This window comes from Runella sp. SP2 (assembly GCF_003711225.1).
Taxonomy (GTDB): domain Bacteria; phylum Bacteroidota; class Bacteroidia; order Cytophagales; family Spirosomataceae; genus Runella.
Map to the genome: position 1 here is coordinate 3589849 of NZ_CP031030.1, position 19980 is coordinate 3609828.

At 44.6% G+C, this 19980-nt stretch carries 18 protein-coding genes; 3 read left to right on the forward strand and 15 right to left on the reverse strand.

Annotated elements, in window-relative coordinates; all coding sequences use genetic code 11:
* Nucleotides 1–23 precede the first annotated feature (23 nt).
* Entirely contained in the window at nt 24–2792 is a 2769-nt protein-coding gene (locus DTQ70_RS14470) for a M14 family zinc carboxypeptidase (protein ID WP_122931469.1), read from the reverse strand.
* 252 nt (nt 2793–3044) lie between these two features.
* Between DTQ70_RS14470 and DTQ70_RS14475 the strand changes: the two genes are divergently transcribed.
* Entirely contained in the window at nt 3045–6227 is a 3183-nt protein-coding gene (locus tag DTQ70_RS14475; RefSeq protein ID WP_122931470.1) for a S41 family peptidase, read from the forward strand.
* Between the two features lie 50 nt (nt 6228–6277).
* The gene (locus DTQ70_RS14480) at nt 6278–6787 is read left to right on the forward strand and encodes a DUF4494 domain-containing protein (protein ID WP_122931471.1); all 510 of its coding nucleotides are present in this window, start codon (nt 6278–6280) and stop codon (nt 6785–6787) included.
* A gap of 144 nt (nt 6788–6931) precedes the next feature.
* Here DTQ70_RS14480 and DTQ70_RS14485 read toward each other — a convergent pair whose 3' ends face one another.
* From DTQ70_RS14485 to DTQ70_RS14525, 9 genes are all read right to left on the reverse strand, one after another.
* The gene (locus tag DTQ70_RS14485) at nt 6932–7822 is read right to left on the reverse strand and encodes a toxin-antitoxin system YwqK family antitoxin (protein WP_122931472.1); all 891 of its coding nucleotides are present in this window, start codon (nt 7820–7822) and stop codon (nt 6932–6934) included.
* 49 nt (nt 7823–7871) lie between these two features.
* Nucleotides 7872–8615: a toxin-antitoxin system YwqK family antitoxin gene (locus DTQ70_RS14490; RefSeq protein ID WP_122931473.1), complete on the reverse strand. Its 744-nt coding sequence runs from the start codon at nt 8613–8615 to the stop codon at nt 7872–7874.
* Between the two features lie 51 nt (nt 8616–8666).
* Complete coding sequence (gene deoC / locus DTQ70_RS14495; RefSeq protein WP_122931474.1) at nt 8667–9422, reverse strand: deoxyribose-phosphate aldolase; 756 nt, start codon at nt 9420–9422, stop codon at nt 8667–8669.
* Nucleotides 9423–9473: 51 nt separating this feature from the next.
* Nucleotides 9474–10802, reverse strand: coding sequence for a tetratricopeptide repeat protein (locus DTQ70_RS14500; protein ID WP_122931475.1), 1329 nt, complete (start codon nt 10800–10802; stop codon nt 9474–9476).
* A 94-nt stretch (nt 10803–10896) separates the two neighbouring features.
* Nucleotides 10897–11931 (reverse strand): oxygenase MpaB family protein, encoded by a 1035-nt coding sequence (locus tag DTQ70_RS14505; RefSeq protein ID WP_122931476.1) that lies wholly within the window; start codon nt 11929–11931, stop codon nt 10897–10899.
* Between the two features lie 14 nt (nt 11932–11945).
* Nucleotides 11946–12938, reverse strand: coding sequence for a mevalonate kinase (locus DTQ70_RS14510; RefSeq protein ID WP_122934410.1), 993 nt, complete (start codon nt 12936–12938; stop codon nt 11946–11948).
* A 123-nt stretch (nt 12939–13061) separates the two neighbouring features.
* A complete protein-coding gene (locus DTQ70_RS14515; protein WP_122931477.1) occupies nt 13062–14843 on the reverse strand; it encodes a TonB family protein in 1782 nt (593 codons plus the stop codon).
* A gap of 127 nt (nt 14844–14970) precedes the next feature.
* On the reverse strand, nt 14971–15336 hold the full coding sequence (locus tag DTQ70_RS14520; protein ID WP_122931478.1) for a BlaI/MecI/CopY family transcriptional regulator: 366 nt from the start codon (nt 15334–15336) through the stop codon (nt 14971–14973).
* A gap of 121 nt (nt 15337–15457) precedes the next feature.
* Entirely contained in the window at nt 15458–15907 is a 450-nt protein-coding gene (locus DTQ70_RS14525) for a RidA family protein (protein WP_122934411.1), read from the reverse strand.
* A 94-nt stretch (nt 15908–16001) separates the two neighbouring features.
* On the opposite strand from DTQ70_RS14525, the gene DTQ70_RS14530 reads away from it, so the two are divergent.
* Nucleotides 16002–16301: an SCP2 sterol-binding domain-containing protein gene (locus tag DTQ70_RS14530; protein ID WP_122931479.1), complete on the forward strand. Its 300-nt coding sequence runs from the start codon at nt 16002–16004 to the stop codon at nt 16299–16301.
* Nucleotides 16302–16356: 55 nt separating this feature from the next.
* Here DTQ70_RS14530 and DTQ70_RS14535 read toward each other — a convergent pair whose 3' ends face one another.
* The 5 genes from DTQ70_RS14535 to ispG all read right to left on the reverse strand — a co-directional run bounded on the left by DTQ70_RS14535 (nt 16357) and on the right by ispG (nt 19906).
* Nucleotides 16357–16536 (reverse strand): histone H1, encoded by a 180-nt coding sequence (locus tag DTQ70_RS14535; RefSeq protein WP_122931480.1) that lies wholly within the window; start codon nt 16534–16536, stop codon nt 16357–16359.
* A gap of 263 nt (nt 16537–16799) precedes the next feature.
* Nucleotides 16800–17357: a DinB family protein gene (locus DTQ70_RS14540; RefSeq protein WP_122931481.1), complete on the reverse strand. Its 558-nt coding sequence runs from the start codon at nt 17355–17357 to the stop codon at nt 16800–16802.
* A 1-nt stretch (nt 17358) separates the two neighbouring features.
* Complete coding sequence (locus DTQ70_RS14545) at nt 17359–17709, reverse strand: MmcQ/YjbR family DNA-binding protein (protein ID WP_122931482.1); 351 nt, start codon at nt 17707–17709, stop codon at nt 17359–17361.
* 7 nt (nt 17710–17716) lie between these two features.
* On the reverse strand, nt 17717–17905 hold the full coding sequence (locus DTQ70_RS14550) for a DUF6728 family protein (protein WP_122931483.1): 189 nt from the start codon (nt 17903–17905) through the stop codon (nt 17717–17719).
* Nucleotides 17906–17917: 12 nt separating this feature from the next.
* Entirely contained in the window at nt 17918–19906 is a 1989-nt protein-coding gene (ispG, locus tag DTQ70_RS14555) for a (E)-4-hydroxy-3-methylbut-2-enyl-diphosphate synthase (protein WP_122931484.1), read from the reverse strand.
* Nucleotides 19907–19980 lie beyond the last annotated feature (74 nt).

Here is a 19980-nt window from a genome sequence, read left to right on the forward strand (position 1 = left end):
GAGATATGACAAAAGGCGTTGTTTTACAAACGATTCCAGTTGATGAGTACATTCCAAACCATTGGCGCATCGTGAAGGTTGATGTAACGATGCAACGGATTAAACGTAAACGCTACCAAACGACCTGCCCCCACGGGAACGTTGAAAATTCCGCCGTGACCCACGATGGTTTGTTCATTTCTTACCATTCCCGAAAGCACATACGGTTCTTCTTTCTTAGGTTTGGCAGGCGCAGTTTCTTTGGTTGTTGTTCTGTCAGGTAATCCCATGATGGGGCCGTTGTACTCTTCATCTTCCTTCAATGATTTAGTGCCATATTGAAGCACCATCATGTCACGGTTGTACTTTTTGGTCTGCAACAACGGTGAAATACCCTTGAAAATCGGGAATACTTCAGGAAACCCGTACACAATCGGGCTATCCGACTTACGTACTTTAACGTTTACAATGGAACCTGGATGATAAAGCCCTGGCGTTTCTACTTTATCTAAATCGCGGGTAATTCCTGTTTCCGCAATCATCGCAGAAGTGTTGTCCAAAGTCACCAATACGCCACCTGCTTCCACAAACATTCTGAGTTGGTTCATGCCATCAAAGCCTGGCCCGCCCGTCATGTCAGGAGTGGAATCAGGAAACCCGTGCGAAGGGAATTCGGGGGTTTTGGTATAAGGCAATGGCCCAAACTTTTTATCAATTTCGTGAATAAAATCACTGCCCGTACCACGCATTTTAGGAATCACAATCACGTCGTATTTACTGCGCAAATCGCCCGCCTTCAAATCATCTTTTTCGATGGAAGTGTAGGGAATCCCGCGTTGGTCAAAGGTAAAACGCACCCATCCTTCGTCTTGGGTATTGAACCAACTGTGGTAAATGGCCGTTCGTGGGAGGGTCACTTCGTGTTGTTTCACGTTGGCCGTCGCTTTGGTCGCGGTCAGGTCAAGTCCAAACTGCGTTGTCATGTTTTTAGCTTGTTCGGCCGTGATTCCTTGCAACACCACCGATCCCGCTGCCAAAGTATCTTTTATGCCACTCAGGGTAGTTTTGGCATCTAACACTACTGCCTTGCTCGATTTATTCTGAGATTTTAGCCAATACAAGGCCGACAGCACCGTGTTTTGGGCTTTGTAATTGAGGACATAGTCTGTACCCTCTCCTTCCACTTTACCCGTATATTTCACTTCTTGATTCACGAGGGTAAGGTCGCTTGCGGCATACGTGACGTTGTCAAGAGCTTTGACGTCAACTCCATTCAGGTACCCGAGCGTCCACGCAATATCATCATACGATGGGTATTTGGTTTCTTTGGGATAGTTTTGCTTAGTCAACAACGACACCGCTAGATTACGGTAAGGCTGCTCCAACAACACCACATAGTCATCCGAAGTCGATTTATGGACTTCAATTCCTTGCACACGTAACTGATTGACCAAATACGCCGCCATTACTGGGTCGCTTTGTTTTTTGGGAATGACAAACGCCCTTGGCGATTCGGTTTTTCCTTTTTGGATAGCATTTACTCCTTTTTGGTAAAAATTGGTCAACAACAACCGTCGGTTATTGGCAGCATAGGTCAAGCCTGCCAGTACGCCTGCTTGCATGTAATTGATGTTGTTTCGGTACGACCAATTCACTTTCTCGGTAGCAGGATTGGGCCGATACCATTCTTTGCTCGTTACGGGGTCACCTGAATACTTTTGGTTTGCCAAATCGCGCACATACGTCGTGGCACCTGCATTACCAAACGTCTCATAAAAGCGTCCGACAGAGTTGTGATTATTGGCAATAAAAAACGCATAACCTGGGTTCCATCCGTCATAAAATGCCCACGTAAACACCCCTGGCAACCCCTGCGATGCCAAGGCTGTCATTTCGTGATTGGCCATGGTTTGCCATTCACCAATGGTGATGGGGTCGATGGCATCGTTATACGGCCCTGTTCCCGTAGAAATATAAAGCAACGGCACCGACTCGTGCAAATCGAGCATCACCGTAGGGTGCCAATCGTAGTAAATTTTGTACATGGCCTTGGTCAACGCCTGCGACGACTGTAAACCATCGCGGTTGTTGTCGTGATAGGTATATTTTCCCCAATACGGCACGCGTGGGAAGCCATCATCATAGTTTTTACGGTCTTTGGTGTAGCGGTTGTACCAATCCACTTGTTTGTCCCAGCCATCGGGTTCCGATACGGGGTTAATCAACACAATGATATTATCCCGAACGGCTTTAATATCAGGCGTTTGGGCGGTGATTAAGCGATAGGCCAACTCCATCACCATTTCGGGCGAACCCATCTCAGGCGAGTGAAGCCCGCAGTTGATGTAATATACCAATTTAGTATCACCCAACACTTTTTCCAGTTCCGAAGCGGGTAATTTGCGCGGGTCGGCCAGCAGCGAAAGCTGTTTTTGGTAGTGGGCCACGCGTTTCATGGCGTCTTCGTTTCCGATAGCCACCAAATGAATCGGGCGACCTTCTTCGCTTGTCCCTACCTGTTGCATGGTCAGGTAAGGCGAACTTTGCGACAATTTTTGAAAATAGCCATAAATGGCCGTGGTGTTGTGCAAAATCCCAGGGGCACCCACAATCTCGCCAAAGTGTTTACGCGGCGAGGGCACTTTGGGGTCGTCGGGTAGGTTGAGCACCGACGAGGGCAAAAAGCGCGGGTCGGTAGTGTATTCTTTGATTTTTTGGTTGTACGCTTCGTCGATTTTCTGGGCGTACGTCGTTGCCGCACAAAGAGCAATGGTAGAAACGGCAAGCGGTCTAAGCAGACGTTTGAAGTACATGAGTTAGTTTGGTTAGGACAGATGAAGTAATGCAGGCATTAACAGCCTTTAAAGATGGCACGATAAATTGCCTATTTCAAGCGTAGAGAAGATTTAATTTTACATACCAGAGGTTTATTCTTCCTGATTCTAAAAAATCACTTTTATAATCCAAAAGCAACGGATAGGTTTCAAACAAATCCCTGTTCTATTCACTTTGATTCACTATTTTTGGCTTTCTAATCTTTTTTACTCATCAACCCTCGTATAGCCATGTTTAAACCCCTGTTGTGGGCCAGCCTTTTTGCGACCAGTGCAGCCATTGCCCAGTCGAATGTGCACTTTGCTACCCATCCTACCCTAAGTCCCGACGCCAAAACGGCCATTTTTTCCTACGAATCTGACTTGTGGAAAACCGACCTCAATTCTGGCATCACTTCGCGCCTGACCGCCATGCAGGGCAACGAATCGAACCCACGGATTTCTCCCGATGGAAAATGGTTGGCATTTACGGGTACTGAAAATGCCAACGCTGACGTCTATCTGATGCCCTTGGAAGGAGGAACCATTCGCCAATTGACCTACCACAGCACTTACGATTTCGTGGAAGCCTGGTCCTGGGACTCCAAAACCATTTATTTTGAATCAGGTGTACAAAACGGAGGTACTACCTACACGGTTTCGATTTTGGGAGGAACGCCCAAACGCGTTTTTAAACACTATTTCAACCGTACGCACAACGTTGCCGAAAGTCCAACGGGTGAGTTATTTTTTAATGACACCTGGGAAAGCGATAACCAAGCCATGCGCAAACGCTACAAAGGCGACTTTAACCCTGATATTCAGTCGTATAACCTAAAAACCAACACCTATAAACGCTACACCGACTACCGTGGTAAGGACATGTGGGCGACGGTTGACAAAAACGGTACGATTTATTTTGTATCAGACGAAGCCAACGGAGAATACAATTTATACACCTTCGTCAACGGTCAAAAAACGGCGTTGACATCCTTCAAAGAATCCATCAAACGCCCTCAGGTAAGCGCCGACGGCAGTAAGGTTATTTTTGAAAAAGACTACCAACCTTGGGTGTATGACGTCGCAAGCAAAGCCGCTACTCCGCTCAAAATCAATCTTGTTCGGAATTTTACGTTGACCAAATGGCAAGATTTTAAAGTAAGTGGATCTATTTCAGCCTTCGACGTCGCGCCTGACAACAAAAAGTTGGCGTTCGTTTCTCGGGGAGAATTATTTGTGTCGGACATTGAAGGCAAATACATTAAACAACTCAAAACCACTCCTAACGAGCGCGTTCAGGAAGTAAAGTGGTTGACCGATACTTTGACGCTATTGGTGGGGCAAACCGTGGGTGGCTACCAAAACTGGTTTACCCTCAAAGCAGACGGCAAAGGAACGCTCAAACAACTTACAACGGATACGCAAAACAACCGTCAGATTATTTTCAACAAAGACCGCAACTCGGGCGTGTATTTGAGCGGACGCAACGAGGTTCGCCTGCTTGACCTCAAAACCCTTGAAAGTAAGACGATTGTGAAAGATGAGCTTTGGGGGTTTTATAACGACAATGCTTACTTCTCACCCAATGGCGAATACGTGATGTTTACGGCTTACCGCGATTTTGAAAAAGACATTTTTCTTCATCACCTCACCAAAAACGAGACCATTAATCTCACCAACACGGGTATTTCGGAATCGGCACCTGTGTGGTCGCCCGATAGCAAGTACATTTATTTTGAGTCCGACCGTATTAACCCAGGTTATCCGTTTGGCCCGCGTAATGTGAAAGTTTACCGCTTGGCACTCACCAAAATCGAAGACCCGTTCCGCAGCGACAAATGGGAAGATTTGTTTAAAGTAACCAAAAAAGATTCGACCGCTACGGCGGCCAAAACGCCCGAAAAATCGAGCAAGAAAAAGAAAGCAGCAACCCCTGCCGAGCCTAAAAAAGAAACCAAGAAAGAAATCAAACCGATTGAGATTGACCTAGCCGACATTTGGGAGCGCATGGAGCAAGTAGGGCCGTCGTTTGGTCAACAAGGCTCTCCCACTGTTTTTCAAAAAGACGACAAAACCTACGTCATCTACGTTTCTGACCACAGTGAGGGAGAAAATAAGCTTTGGAAAACAACTTACGAACCATTCAAAGCCCCCAAAACCGAGAAAGTGGAAGACGGCGTTCAGGGGTACGATTGGGTACAAGTAGGCGATAAATCGTATTTGCTCATCAACGGTAAACTCAAAAAATTTACGCCAGAATCGGGCAAAGCTGAGGATATTTCGATTGACTTTACCTTCCGTCGCAATTTGGAGGAGGAGTTTCGGCAAATGTATTACGAAGCATGGGCGAGTGTAGAGGAGAATTTTTATAATGAAACCTTCCACGGTGCCGACTGGAAAGCCCTGCGCGACCGTTACGCCAAGTACTTGCCTTATCTCAACCAACGCGATGATTTTCGGACGCTGTTCAACGATATGCTAGGCGAGCTAAACGCCTCTCATTTAGGCTTTTACAGCAACGGCAAAGAGGAAGAGGTTTTCTACAAATCTCGCACAATGGAAACGGGCATTCTTTTTGACAATCAGCGTCCGTTTGTCGTTGACCGCATTCTTAAACGTAGTGCCGCCGACAAACACGGTAAGAAAATTGGCAAAGGCGACATCCTCACGCACGTCAACGGTGAAGCGATAGACTCGCTCCAAAACCGCGACGTGTATTTTACCAAACCTTCGTCTGATACCGAAATTACGCTGACGTTCCGTCGCAGTAACGTCGATTCTAGCTATACGGTAAGAGTGCATCCAAGAGGCTCTTTATCAGGAAATTTCTACGATGAATGGATGGATTGGAACCAAAATTACGTGGACGAAAAAAGTAAAAAACGGATTGCCTATGTGCACATGAAAGACATGGGCATGGGCGAATACGAGCGTTTTGTCCACGATATGACCCGCGATTGGTACAAAAAAGATGCTTTAATCCTGGATTTGCGCTACAACACAGGCGGAAACGTTCACGACTTGGTGCTTAATTTCTTGTCGCAAAAGCCTTATTTGCAGTGGAAATACCGCGAAGGAAAACCCACGCCTCAACCCAATTTTGGGGTAGCGGCCAAGCCAATTGTGTTGCTTATCAACGAGCAATCGCTTTCGGATGCCGAAATGACCGCTACTGGTTTCAAAGCCCTCAAGTTGGGTAAAATCATTGGTACCGAAACCTATCGTTGGATTATTTTTACGTCGGGCAAAGGGCTCGTCGATGGCTCGTTTTATCGTTTGCCTTCGTGGGGATGTTATACGCTTGATGGCAAAAACATCGAGCAAGAAGGTGTCACGCCTGACATTTACATCAAGCAAACGTTCACCGACCGCCTCACCGACAAAGACCCCCAACTCGACCGCGCCATCGAAGAGATTTTAAAAGACCTCAAGTAGAATTTCTGTTATCTTTACGCCCCAAATTTGGAAACTTTAAACTGTAAAATATGCCAAGCTGGTACTTAGGAAAAATCAAATACCAACAAGAACAAGAAAACGGCGCGCTCAAGACGATTTCGGAAGCCTACCTTGTGGACGCGGTTTCATATACTGATGCCGAAGCACGAATTTACCGCATTGTAGCCGACAACACGCCTGACTTTCAGATAAGTAGCCTTACCAAAATGAAACTTTCGGATGTATTTCATTTTGAGGATGAAGGCGGGGAAAAATGGTTTAAGTGCAAAACATTTTACGTCTCTATCGACGATAGCAGCGGCTCGGTGAAGGAGAAAAAAATCATCAGCTACATGCTTGTCAATGCCGATAACCCCAAGCAAGCCATCGAACGTATTGAAAAGAGTTTGGCGACGATGTTGATTCCTTATGAAATCACGGACGTGAACCTAACGCCTATTTTGGAAGTGTATCCTTATTCACCCGAAGACGAAGCGCAACAAGTTCCTGCGGGTTTTCGCCCGCTCGCCGAAGTGATGGCAGAACGCGGAGCTGAGTAAAATAACGCGACCTTTTCAAGAAATGTGCCTTTAGGCACTACCTAGATGTTAAGCCTCTATGAGGTACAAAACCAAGTACTTATCTTGAAAAGTTCGCGTTAAAATAAAAGTAACGAGGCTGCTCAAAAAGAGCAGCCTCGTTTTTTATTGTCTTCTTCGCAACGTCTGTACGCCCCCTCCATTCTCGGAAGGTTGTAGCTGCTTACGATAATTCATTTCTTGAGTTTGTTCTTTTATGTCTTTTGTTTGCGCAGAATTCGATCCCTTCTTATGGTTGGCGCCCGCAAAATCAAGGGTTAAATTAGAAAGATACACCATGCCTCGTTTAAATACCAAATTAACGACTACAATATCATCTTGGGGTACTTTATCATAATGAGCGGGTAGCCATTTAGGCATATCTTTGATAATCTCCGCCATTCGAGGCAGCGTTATTTTCTCGCTTTTACTAAACTGACGCAAAACCACTACACTATCAGCCTGCACGTGCAGCTCAAAAGTAAACAATGACGTCTCCGAGCCAATGTGTAAATCTTTCAGTTTTGAGCGTAAATACGCTTGAAATGCATAATCCCCACCAGGAAAAGCAGCAGCTTCCGAAAACGGGTAGTAATCTATTTCCCCTCCCTCCTCATTATAACAATGTTTTTCCTTCAATAAGCCTGCCCAATACGTCTCTCGGCGTTTTAGCTCACCGTTTTCGTGGTAAACGCGCATTTCACCCCAAAGGTCATTGTTGCGATAGTCGGCAATCCAGTACAATTGTCCCGTCGGATAAAATCCCTTCGAAAACCCCTGGCGAATCCCTGCTTGGTAATCTTTGAAGTTGGTTTCGGACAATAAGGTTCCTTGCTTGTTATACGTTTTAAGGGTAGCAAACCGCTTTTTGCGGTCGTGAAATGTCAGTTCTTCGTCGTGGTCAACAAATTCCCGACGAATAACGGCACGTTGCAACGAATCAGGGAAAGAGGCTTGAATTGTTTGAAGCGTTATTCCCCACAAAATCACCAACAATAGACTAACTTTCTTGCCCATAACTTGTAGATTTTCAAGATACAATCAATAATAAACACTTTGATTCACATTAATGTAATGCCGCTAGATGCACCCTACCATTTTGAAAAAGAAGCGAGATGGGGACAATCTCCCCCTGCGGATTTTTATCGTAGCGGGCAGGTTTCCATTTGGGCATATCTGTGAGAATATCCGTCAACTTGTTTATCGTCATTATATGACTGTTGGTAAACTTGTGTAACACCGCTTTCCCATCTTCTTCTATGTAAATCTCGAAATTATAGATTTGCGAAGTATTACCCGCAACAAACTCGTTTAGTTTGGTTTGCAAATACGCTTGCAACGCCCGATCTCCACCAGGGAAACTTGCTTTTTCCGCCAGTTCGTAGTACGGAATTTCATTACCATCCCTGTCGTAGCAGTGTTTTTTCTTTTGAAACCCCGATCGGTACGTTTCCCGACGCTTTAAACCTCCGTCTTCATAATATACCCGCAGCTCACCGTGAAGTTTATTGTCGCGGTAATCTGCGAGCCAATAGAGGTTCCCGCTTGGGTAATATCCCTTCGAAAACCCTTGACGAATGCCCTCTGCGTAGTCTTTGAAGTTGGTTTCAACCAGTAAAGTCCCGTTCTTACTGAAGTGTTTTAACGTGGCAAAACGTTTTTTACGGTCATGAAATACGAGTTCTTCATCATAGTCTGCAAACGCACGGTGGCGTATCGTACGCCATAGCGAATCGGGCGAGAAAGCTTCTACTTCTTGAGAAGCGATACCCCACATACAAACCAACAAAACACTGATTTTCTTTAACATAGCTGTTCATCTTGACAATTCTATCAAAATTAACTGCTTTTTTTATCAATATCAATACCCATCGGCCACAGGCGTCTGTATTTCTGAGGCTGCCAGTCCCAGTCGTTTTTTAGCTTCTTCAAGCATTACAACGGTAGCGGTAGCGCCAATCCTCGTCACGCCGAGCGCCTTCATTTTGAGCATTTCATCCAACGACCGAATTCCTCCTGCAGCTTTTACTTGAACTTCAGGTGTGCAGTTTTTGCGCATCAAACGGATATCCGCTTCCGTCGCACCTTTGTAATTGTAACTGCCGTCTGGTTGTTTAGTATATCCATATCCCGTCGAAGTCTTCACGAATTCAACCCCTAGCGTACTACAAATTTTACACAGCTTCACTTTGTATTTGTCTTTGGGAAGAAAATCGTTTTCAAAGATAACTTTTAGAATGGCCCCGTGTTTGTGACATTCTTTCAGAATCGCGTAGATTTCTTTTTTGACGTAGCGCCAATCTTCACTTAGCACTTTTCCTACGTTTACCACCATGTCGATTTCGGTGGCACCGTCTTTGCAAGCCTGTCGGGTTTCGGCTACTTTCATCGCGATGGTATTCCCACCATGAGGAAACCCTACCACGGTACAGACGCCAACGTTACTTCCATTTAGAAGTTCGGCGGCGCGTGTTACGTAGTAGGGTTTGATACAAACTGTGGCGACATCGTATTGCAATGCCAACGCACAACCTGCTTCCAATTCGGCATCGGTCAGGTGCGGTTGCAACAACGAATGGTCTATCATTTTGGCCAGTTCTGAAAGAGAAGTAAACATAGAATGAACTTGTTAAGGTACATTCTCCCATAAGAACACAGGCGAATAAACCTACTTAGAGCAAAGCTGGCTAATCACGTTGTACGCTTCAACGAAACCGTATTCTCCCGACTTACTAAAGTCGTAGCAGGCTTCGTTTTTGTCGAGCAATGAAAATTTAATGACTCCTCTCAAGAAAAAGGCTTCGGCGTGGCGTGGTGCTAGTTTAATCGCGCTGCTGCAATCCACCAATGCGCCTTTTTGATCTCCCAAAGATGATTTCACCACCGCCCGAATAAAATAACTATCGGCGTTGGTAGGCTCAATCTCGATAGCTTTGTCTAAGTCAGCAACCGCAGATTTTCCTTCACCGATTGTATTTTTAGCAATTCCTCTCGACAAATACACCTCTGGACGACCTGGCGATAGGTCTTTAGGTTGGGTGTATTTTGTGACAATAACGTCCAACAATTTGATGGTATTTTCCGTAATCAAGGTGTTATAATAAGGCAACGTATTGGCCGACGCACCGTTGATTTCGATGGCTAAGTTATAATCAGCCACAGCCTCTTTGGGTTGCCCAAGTTTTACTTTACAAACCCCTCTCCCGTAGTAGGCCATGTAATTTTGTGGGTTGATTCGCACCGATTCGTTAAAATCGGTCAGTGCTTCTGCAAACTTACCCATTTTGCTACGCGCTAATCCACGGTAATAAAACGACTCTGAATCGTTGGCGTTCAATTGAATAGCTTTTGACAAATCAGTAATCGCGCCGTTCAAGTCGTTCATGTTGGTACGTGCATTTCCTCTACCTGCATAGGCAGCATTATAGCCCAGCTCAATGGCTTTAGTAAAATCGGTAATACTTCCCTTGTAGTCTTTTACGCCAATTTTGCACTGCCCGCGACTATACCACGCTTGCGCGTTATTGGGCTCTAATACCAGTCCTTTGTCAAAGTCTTGCATGGCACGGCGTTGGTCTTCCATTTTAAACCAGATTTGGCCGCGCTGTAACAATGCTTTTGCTTCATTGGGATTAAGCTCAATGGCAGAATTGAAGTCGCGCAACGCTCCTCCCAAATCATCTTGAATAACTCGGCACATACCTCGGTATAAAAAGGCTTTGGCATCTTTGGAAGTAATACCGATGGCCTCATCATAATCGCGCATGGCGCCACGATAATCTTTGAGCGAAACCTTCAACAAACCCCGTTGATAGTAACTAGGCGCGTGATCGGGATTGGCCTGAATAGCAGAGGTATAAGCCAGCATGGCACCTGCTACGTCGCCTTTGGTCTGCTTCGTAAGTCCTTCTTCGTAATAGGTTTCCGCAGAATTTTGGGCAAAGGTGATATGACACGACAATAATATACCCAAAATAGGTAGTAGAGTTTTTCTCATAATTTAGCGGTTAGGATAGAAAGTACAATAATACGTCAATCAAGGTATTTTTTGCAACATAACCGACATAAATATTATCATTTTATGTCGGTTACTATTTTCGCAGGTAGGTTTTAAGTACGTCGGAGTCTGGGGTATTATTTCGGAATAAAAATTGCAAAAACGGCAGACGGGTCGATGTACGGACAACAATGTCCTCCAAAGGCACTTCTGGAACCTCCAGTAAATCAGCCACTTCCTTACCTAAAAGAAAACGCATCTGCGCGATTGGAAAGTTTTGTAACTGTTTTGTAGGTACCTGATTTTGAAGCACTTTCGTGAGGGCTTGGGTCAGCCCTTTCCCTGCTGCTGATGGCTTAAATTGACGGCGATAAATGGCCCGATCTAGGTGGTATGCTTCGCGCAAATCGATGGGTAAAAGGCGCTCATTGACGCCCAGTAGGTATCCAATTATATCCCAAAAGTGCAAATATGATTCTTCGTCATTTGTTTCCGTCTTTACGTTCATTTTCCGCAACCCTCGAACAACGATATACGAAAAGGCGAGGTTTGTCCCTGCCATGTCTTCTTGGTTAATGGGAAGCCCCCAAGCCGAATCCCACTGGGCATAGCGGCTGGTAAAATACCGAACAACGGCGTGCATCAGCCTTATTTTAAGTACTTTTATCACGTTACGGCCGTTGCGCCAATCACGCTCCTGCATGATTTCAAACACAAATTCGCCCGTCTCTTCTAGCCGTTTATAGGTGTCTTTTTTGATTCGTTCGGTCAACCAAAGTACTTGAGCACCGTTGGCAGCAGCGTAGCAATACGGGAGTGAATAGCAGCCCAATAATAACGCAACTTCGGTTTCGTGCTTCCAAAAAAAAGCCATGCCTTGCGCCATTTTTTTAGGGTCGGTCCAGCGAGGTAAATGCCCCTGCTGTTCAAAAAAATGAACGACTTCGGGAAGCTGTTCGGCGAGCGAAACGTTTTTTAAGTCGCCCAAATACCGCATAAAAGCAGCTAGCCCCTCTCGGCCTTGCTGTTGAGCCACGGCCATTACAACATCATCGGCCGCAGGGTCTCCCACCAAGCGAAAAGGGGCTAATAAAGTATCATTGAACGTACGCGTTTGTGCAGGTCTCATGACCTTGAAACCATTTAAACTATAAAAGGTTTGATAACGCGCGCGTTTTGTTTTTTAAGTTCGATAAAAAGACGATTGAGCATTTCTTCGTCACGGTAAATTCCAATTATAGAGCCACCCGAACCCGTAAACGACGCCGAAGCCCCGCAAGCGCGAGCGGTGTCGATAAGCGCTTGGTTTCGGTCGGTGATGGTCATGATTTGGGCGCGGTAGTCAAAATTTTGGTTAATCAATTCACCCAAACGTTTGAAATCTTGGTTTTTGATAACGTCACAGCCTTGTTCTGCTACTCCCGCAATGTTTTGCAACGTGCCAACCACGTGCGGGTCGCCTTGCTCCCATCGCTCACGAATGGTATTCAGTACTTTTCCCGACACTTTACTCAGGTCAGTTTTATAAGCAATGTACAATTTGGGTAACATTCGAGGGTCAAGAGGTTCGTAGTAGCCGTAGCCTTGTTTTTCGATGAGGTCTCTCGAAAAATCCATATAGACACAGCCTTCGTAGCACTGAATAACCCGATCTTGTAAACCTGCCGTAATGCCCAATTCCTCCACTTCTGATTTGAGGGCCAAAGTCGGCAACATCGGCTGCGGAATTTCAACTTTGTAAAACTGCATCAACGCCCGAAGTGTAGCTACCACAATGGCGCTAGAACCTGCCAAGCCTACTTGGCGCGGGATGGTCGTGCGGTAGCGAACGGTAAAGTTTTTATTGGAAAGTTTAATCCCTTCTCTATCGCAGTACTCTACAAATTTTTTAATGGACGCTTTCACCAGCGGTACACCTCCGTGGTAGCCAAGCGTACTGATGGTATCGCGCAGGTGGAAGATGTTTTTATAAATGTGAGTATCTTGTACTTGGGGTTCAATCTGTAACTCAGGCGATTCGTACAGCGTAATAGAAGCGCCAAAATTGCGCACCGAAATTGAAATTGTTTTCCCAAAATATCCATCGGAAGGGTTTCCTAGAAGCCCAGCACGGGCATAAGCACGAGTTTCAATCATTTTTTGTGTGTCTGTCACGCCGTAAGCGACTTTCGCTTTCAGCAACCGCAAATTAACAACAAAAAAGCGAAGGCTGCTACCTTCGCTTTCTCATCTTTGGTTAACTTCCCGAAAGTAGTACCCTCAGTTTTTCTTTTTTGTGGTAATAATAATCACCCCATTCTTCCCTTTGTCACCATACGTCGCCGTTGCCGACTCGTTTTTCAATACCGAAATATTGTCAATTTCACTGGGATTTAGCTTCTTTTCAAGTTCTTCATAATTTATTTCTTTACCATCCAGTATGTAAAGTGGTTGTTCCTTAAAAGGGCTTCCCTTTCCATTAAAAATAATTTTTACGGGGCCATCCGTAAGTGTTGAATTTGCAGCCGTTTTTCCAAACTCAAACCCAATTGGCAATTGATATGAGATAGCCACTGGTTTACCGTTTTGCTTGGCAGGCGTCCAGTTGGGCATGATACCCATGATACGCATTGCTTCTTCGTCACACCCAAAACCAATCCCTTTTACGACACGCGGGTCTTTCACCACTCCGTTTTCATCAATCGTAAATTCTATAAATACTTTTCCTTCTACATGCGCACGACGGGCAGCGGCGGGGTATTTGAGGTTAGTAGATAAAAAATCACCCAGCCCCCTTACGCCACCAGGAAACTCAGGGTTTTCTTCCGCCTTTGTAAAAATAACTCCTTCTTTCGACATTGTTGGAGCAGTGCTTCCACCCTGTACCTGACGCCCGCCACTACTTTGTGATGGAATGGGTTCACCAACGACAGTAACTCCTTTCAGTTCTGCGATTTCGGGGAGCATAACTACATTTTGTTCTCCTTGCAAAGCATCAATTACCTGCATTTTGAATCCAATAAAAGAAAAAGCCAATTGTTTCCCACGAGCAACATTTATCGCATAATTTCCCTGTGCGTCGGTGATTGTTCCTCTTTGTAAGTTCACCACAACGACATTGACCCCAGGCAGTCCTTTACCGTCAGACGTTACTACTTTTCCTCTTACCACAAACTCCTCACCTGTACTTACCAACGTTTGTACTGGAGTAGCGCTACGGGCCGCCACCAATACAACCAAACCAACCACAACGGGGATAACCATTAAGTAACGGCCCAGTACCCATTTTGAACTACGTTTTCTCGTTAACATGGCAATTCTGCTTTTTAACTGTTTTACATCAAAAAAATTATTTGTTAATGTCTGTGGCGATACCCCCAGTGCGTAGCCAGCCAACGTATAGGCATAGCTTAAACGATCACCATTGGTCGCGTTTTCATCGGCTATAAATTCATGGATTTCTTTAAGCGAGCGCTTATAAAAAATCAAAATTGGGTTAAACCATAAGAGCGCTTGAACCACTTCGACCCATAGTAAATCCCAGCTATGGCGCTGTTGGATATGCACAAGCTCGTGACTTACAACTACTTGCCCGTAAGCACTGGCATCTTTTTGGTTTAATACTAAGTAATTAAAGAAAGAAAAAGAGCTCATTGACGAGTCATCGACTGTCACAAGTACACAGTCTCCAAAAGGTTGGTGCTCACCTGCACGAACCATCTTGAAAATTTGAGAAAGTCGCCAAATCAATCGGCCTAACATAAACAAAACACCGACTAAATAGGCCATTAAAATGCCCTGTTCGAGGGTGAATAGCGGCGGTTTTTCAACCTGAATAACACCTCCGCTGACGGTTCCTAGCGCCATTACTTGCATCGGTACTTGCTCATGCGCCGCTTCGGGAAGCACTACCCAAGGCGCGAGACATGAGAGCCCCATGACCAGTAACAAATAAATGCGGTTTGCGGTAAAATAGGTATGCTTACGCAGCAAACCCCAATATAAGGCATAGAACAACACTAGCCCAAAGCTGACTTTGAGGAGATAAGAAAAGAATAACATGGCTTAGGTTAAGTTAGAAATAGTATGGTGTTTTGAACTTCCCGAAAGTTTTACCTTTCGGGAAGTTACGAGCTTGAAGCGACGCGATTGCCGCCAACAGAAGAAGGCTTACGCCTGTGAAATGCGATTACTTACCGCCTTCCTGAAGCAACTTAATAATTTCATCGGCATCCTGAACACTTAGGTCTTTGTCTTGAACAAAATACGACACTAAGTCTTTCACTGAGCCGCTGAAGTAATTGGACATCAATTTATTAGCTTCATAGGCACGGTAATCTTCCTTTGAAATAATTGGAAAATACTCGTACGTCTTACCACTAATCGGGCGGTGCGCAATGAAACCCTTTTGTTCCAAAATTCGGATAAAGGTAGAGATGGTATTGTAGGCTGGTTTTGGCGTCGGAAAACGCTCCAGTACATTCCATACTACGCCTTTGCCCAAATCCCATAGGATTTGCATTACTTGTTCTTCGGCTTTGGTCAACTCTCTCATGGTTCTCAAAAAGTAGGTTAAAAAATAAAATAATAGACAAATATAAACTATCCGTGTAGTTTTTGCAATTAAAATTTTATTAAATTTTTAGGTCTTGCAAAAAACATTCATTTTAGCGCATTTATTTACGTTTTGGTCCTCTGAGGGCAACAACCGCAATTTCGACACTGGCTCCCCCTGGGAGGTTATTGACCCCAACGGTGGTACGGGCGGGAAAGTTTCCGTTAAAATATTTCCCATAAATATCATTTATTTTTTGAAAATATGCTACGTCTTTTAAGTAAATAGTTGTGTTGACGATATCGTCCATCGTCAAACCTGCTGCTTGGAGTATTGCTTTGATATTTTCCATCACCTGTGTCGCCTCAGCTTCGAAGCCCCCTGAGACCAGCTGGCGAGTTTGTGGGTTCAATCCTATTTGTCCTGCGACAAAAATTAGACCATTGGCTTCTACTGCTTGACTGTAGGGGGCGATTGGAACAGGGGCTTGGTCGGTTTTAATAATTTTTTTCTGAGCAAATATGCTCAAACTACTCAAAAATAAGGCAAAAACAAGGACAAAGGGCTTCATAAAATTGGATTTATATTCTATTCTGTCGATAATATACGGCATACTACTAATTTTGCTTTCCAAATTCTGTTTTTTTTTACTAAAAACCAATTTTATGAGCTTACAAACTCTTACTGAGAAAGTAAAAACACTGGTTGGCACTGACAGTGGCCTTGATGCGAGCTTCAAGTTTGTCACCGACGAAGGTGTTGTGTTTGTTGACACGAAGCAAGTTCCGAACGTTGTCTCAAACGAAGACTTGGAAACGGACTGTGCCATGGAAATCACTACTAAAAACGCCTTAGACCTCATTAATGGTGACCTTAATCCAATGATGGGTTACATGATGGGTAAGTTCAAAATTAAAGGCGATATGGCAGTAGCAATGAAAATTGCACAAACTTTCGGTAGCTAAACTAAAAAAGCGGGCTTGGTATGCCAAGCCCGCTTTTAGGAGTTAGAATAAAAAACTACTCTTTGTCATTCTTGCTACTCTGTACTTCCGAACGTATTGTTTGGGCCAAATTCTTCAACTCCTGCATTCCTTTGCGAACGCGTGTTCCAGCTGCTTGGTTACCCTTGCTGTAGAATTTATCAAAGTCAGCTTCAAGGCTTAACACGAGATTCTTGACTTCATCAAATCTTGCCATAATAATTGACGGTTTTTGGTTTTATAAAGTGTCCTAAACGCCTAAAACAGCGTGTTTTGGCCGAAATTTAGTAATTCTACCCTGAAACACAACAGAAATAATCAAAAAACTAATAAAAATAATGCAATTTCTTAGCCAAAACAAAACACAATTCACATAACCACCTCAAATACAGGAAGTTATACAATATTGTAAATTTACTTAATTTTAAACCTTTTTCATCAAAAACGCCCTAATTCGCTCAAAAAGGCACATTTCTGAAATTAATGCGGGAAGGATGATTCTTCTTTTACACGCATCGCTTGGTTGAGGTGACGTTGGTGGTGTGCTACCACAAACAGAAAGACATCGCCCAAACGAAACTTGAGCAAAGCCGTAAAAGGAGAAATAATTTTTTGATTCCAATCAACACCTTCGGAGCTTTGAATGCTATTTTCTAAATCCTGAAGAATCAGAAAATACCTTTCCAACACTTTTGGCGCATCCAAATGATACGGTTTGGGCTTGAACATTCCAGGTGAAGGGATTTTTCGGGGCGATGCAGGATCCACAAAACCAAGCATCATTTTACCGTTGAAACTCATCTCAAAGTCCGTTGCAGAAGAGCGGATTGGCGTTTGTGAAAATTTAAGTTTCAACTGGTTCGTATAGTATTGACTGGCTGCATTGAGATGAACCAAACATTCCAAAATCCCCCAACGCTCGGGGGCTGGTTTCCAGAGCAGTTGCGCTTCTGAAAGCGTTTTAAACTCCAGCGAAACGGTTTGACGAATCTGCTGAATATCTTTTAGAAGTTGTTGTCTTGTCTCTGCAATGTTCATTTTAGCTCAATTGTTCACGCGTTTTTTTGGGCAACGACGCCACTACAAGTTCGTATGAATGATCAATCCACTCTCGTATGAGGGCATCTTTGACTGAGCCATCCACAACCACAGTATTCCAATGTTTTTTGTTCATGTGAAAACCTGGGTGCACACAATCGTATTCTTCACGAAGCTGAAGGGCGCGTTCGGGATCGCATTTAAGATTGATACTCAAAGGAGTTGAATCGAGCGAGCTAAGTGCGAAAATTTTTCCCACTACTTTGTAAACCAGCGTTTCGTCTCCAAACGGAAACTCCTCTGTCACACCAGCTTTCGACAAACAATACGCTTGTAAGGTCTCAATGTTCATTCCTAACCTATCTTGTAAAAAAGCGATACAACATCACGCCAAGGCAAAATAAAAACATGACGATAGAAATACGGTTGATGCCGTGCATCACGCGGAGAGAAGTCGTACTAGGCCGCGAAGGGTCTGGTTTTTGAAACACCCGCAGAAAGTATCCGAATACTTCTCCCAACTGCAAAAATTCAACAATTTTTTTCATTTCTGTACTGTATTAAGTTAGCTCCAACGCTTCGGGTTCAAACCATTTGGCGTCTTCTTTGATTAAATTAATCAATTCATCGACTGCCGCCGCCGCAGTCACCGACTTTTTGACAACCTGCTGGCCACGATACAAGGCTATTTTATCTTTACCAATCCCCACGTATCCGTAATCAGCATCGGCCATTTCACCTGGACCATTTACAATGCAACCCATAATACCAATTTTAACTCCTTTGAGGTGATCGGTACGTTTGCGAATCATGGCGGTGGTTTCTTGCAAATCAAATAATGTTCGTCCACACGACGGACACGAAATGTATTCCGTTTTTGACATCCGCGTACGAGCCGCTTGAAGAATGCCAAAACCAATGCTATTTTGTTGTTTTGCCAATGCTAAATCCGTTTGCACAGCACTGAGCATGATTCCATCCCCGATTCCATCCACCAATAATCCTCCGCAATCGGTCGCGGCAAAAAGCGATAATTCGTCAAAATCGTTTCCTGAATAAGTACGTTGAATAATGACAGGAATAGTCACGTTCTTATCCATTAAATCAATCATAAAGCGACGCATTTCGGGCATAGCGTGCGCATTTTGACTTTCTAGTACCAAAACTACTGGAATATTCCCAAGCGTTTCGACTGACAACGGCGTACTTGTGTCCACCTTCACAAAATTCAAGATGGAACTTTGTTCTTCGGCAACAATGAACTCATCAAGCGTAAACAAAGGAAACTTATGTTCGCGGTCGGGCTGGGTTTTCCACGTTTCGTAATCCATGATTTCTTTCAATCCCATGGGCAACATAAACGGCACGGGGCGCGCACCTGAATAGACAAAGTCGGCGCCGATGTCGTTCATTTTCCATTTGTCGGGAACGGGCAAATAGAAATGGCCAATACTGCGCAAATCTTCGTATTGTTCGACAGCAATTTGTGAAAAATCGGCAATCACCCGTGGCACGTTTCCGCCCCCGAAATTATAGACTTCCTGCGTTTTACGGCGACTGTATTGGAATGGATTAATGGGTGAAGCAACCAAAGGCGCGATGGGTTTGCTTACTTGCGCCCGTTGGGTATATCGGTCAACGAGCGATTTTGCTACGGGGGCTTCAAATTCGGGGTCTTCGGTTAGAGAAACGCGAACGGTATCGCCCAACCCATCTTCCAACAAGGTTCCGATGCCAACGGCCGACTTGATACGACCATCTTCGCCTTCACCTGCTTCCGTCACGCCTAAATGCAACGGATACGGTTTTAATCCTTCGGCATCAAGTCGGTGAACAAGCAAACGATACGCTTCTACCATCACCAAAGGATTACTCGACTTCATCGAAAGTACCACTTGGTCGTAGTTAAATTCCTCGCAAATCCGCAAAAACTCCAACGCCGACTCCACCATTCCCAAAGGAGAATCGCCGTAGCGGCTCATGATACGGTCAGACAACGAACCGTGGTTCGTTCCAATCCGCATGGCCGTTCCGTACTCTTTGCAAATATTTATTAATGGTATAAATTTTTCACGAATGCGTTCCAATTCACGCTGGTATTCATCTTCGGTATAGTCGATGATTTCAAAGCGTTTTTTGTCGGCGTAATTTCCTGGATTGATGCGCACTTTTTCCACAATACGCGCCGCTAGTTCGGCAGCATTTGGGGTAAAATGAATATCGGCAACGAGTGGCACTTCGTACCCGCGTGCGCGCAATCCTTTGCGAATATTTTCTAAGTTTTGGGCTTCTTTCACGCTTGGTGCCGTGATGCGCACATACTCACAACCCGACTCCACCATCCGAATGACTTGCTCAATCGACCCTTCGGTATTCATAGTATCAACAGTAGTCATGGACTGTACGCGAATTGGGTAGTCAGAACCCATAGGAACACCCCCGATGTTGACAGTGATGGTTTTACGGCGAGAATACTCGGTCAACGAGTTAGCGTATTGATACGACTTAATCGCGTCTTGAAGCGATACAGTGTCGTTGATGATTGTCATAAGCAAGAGTTCATTTTGCAGTGAGTGGAAAGTCTCACCCGTTTAACGCGACAAAATTACTGATAAAACCCCAA

What these genes read in the sequence shown, in the direction of transcription:
- DTQ70_RS14470 (WP_122931469.1), bottom strand. Translation starts at nt 2,792, where the DNA reads ATGTACTTCAAACGTCTGCTTAGACCGCTTGCCGTTTCTACCATTGCT.
- DTQ70_RS14475 (WP_122931470.1), top strand. Translation starts at nt 3,045, where the DNA reads ATGTTTAAACCCCTGTTGTGGGCCAGCCTTTTTGCGACCAGTGCAGCC.
- DTQ70_RS14480 (WP_122931471.1), top strand. Translation starts at nt 6,278, where the DNA reads ATGCCAAGCTGGTACTTAGGAAAAATCAAATACCAACAAGAACAAGAA.
- DTQ70_RS14485 (WP_122931472.1), bottom strand. Translation starts at nt 7,822, where the DNA reads ATGGGCAAGAAAGTTAGTCTATTGTTGGTGATTTTGTGGGGAATAACG.
- DTQ70_RS14490 (WP_122931473.1), bottom strand. Translation starts at nt 8,615, where the DNA reads ATGTTAAAGAAAATCAGTGTTTTGTTGGTTTGTATGTGGGGTATCGCT.
- deoC (WP_122931474.1), bottom strand. Translation starts at nt 9,422, where the DNA reads ATGTTTACTTCTCTTTCAGAACTGGCCAAAATGATAGACCATTCGTTG.
- DTQ70_RS14500 (WP_122931475.1), bottom strand. Translation starts at nt 10,802, where the DNA reads ATGAGAAAAACTCTACTACCTATTTTGGGTATATTATTGTCGTGTCAT.
- DTQ70_RS14505 (WP_122931476.1), bottom strand. Translation starts at nt 11,931, where the DNA reads ATGAGACCTGCACAAACGCGTACGTTCAATGATACTTTATTAGCCCCT.
- DTQ70_RS14510 (WP_122934410.1), bottom strand. Translation starts at nt 12,938, where the DNA reads ATGATTGAAACTCGTGCTTATGCCCGTGCTGGGCTTCTAGGAAACCCT.
- DTQ70_RS14515 (WP_122931477.1), bottom strand. Translation starts at nt 14,843, where the DNA reads ATGTTATTCTTTTCTTATCTCCTCAAAGTCAGCTTTGGGCTAGTGTTG.
- DTQ70_RS14520 (WP_122931478.1), bottom strand. Translation starts at nt 15,336, where the DNA reads ATGAGAGAGTTGACCAAAGCCGAAGAACAAGTAATGCAAATCCTATGG.
- DTQ70_RS14525 (WP_122934411.1), bottom strand. Translation starts at nt 15,907, where the DNA reads ATGAAGCCCTTTGTCCTTGTTTTTGCCTTATTTTTGAGTAGTTTGAGC.
- DTQ70_RS14530 (WP_122931479.1), top strand. Translation starts at nt 16,002, where the DNA reads ATGAGCTTACAAACTCTTACTGAGAAAGTAAAAACACTGGTTGGCACT.
- DTQ70_RS14535 (WP_122931480.1), bottom strand. Translation starts at nt 16,536, where the DNA reads ATGGCAAGATTTGATGAAGTCAAGAATCTCGTGTTAAGCCTTGAAGCT.
- DTQ70_RS14540 (WP_122931481.1), bottom strand. Translation starts at nt 17,357, where the DNA reads ATGAACATTGCAGAGACAAGACAACAACTTCTAAAAGATATTCAGCAG.
- DTQ70_RS14545 (WP_122931482.1), bottom strand. Translation starts at nt 17,709, where the DNA reads ATGAACATTGAGACCTTACAAGCGTATTGTTTGTCGAAAGCTGGTGTG.
- DTQ70_RS14550 (WP_122931483.1), bottom strand. Translation starts at nt 17,905, where the DNA reads ATGAAAAAAATTGTTGAATTTTTGCAGTTGGGAGAAGTATTCGGATAC.
- ispG (WP_122931484.1), bottom strand. Translation starts at nt 19,906, where the DNA reads ATGACAATCATCAACGACACTGTATCGCTTCAAGACGCGATTAAGTCG.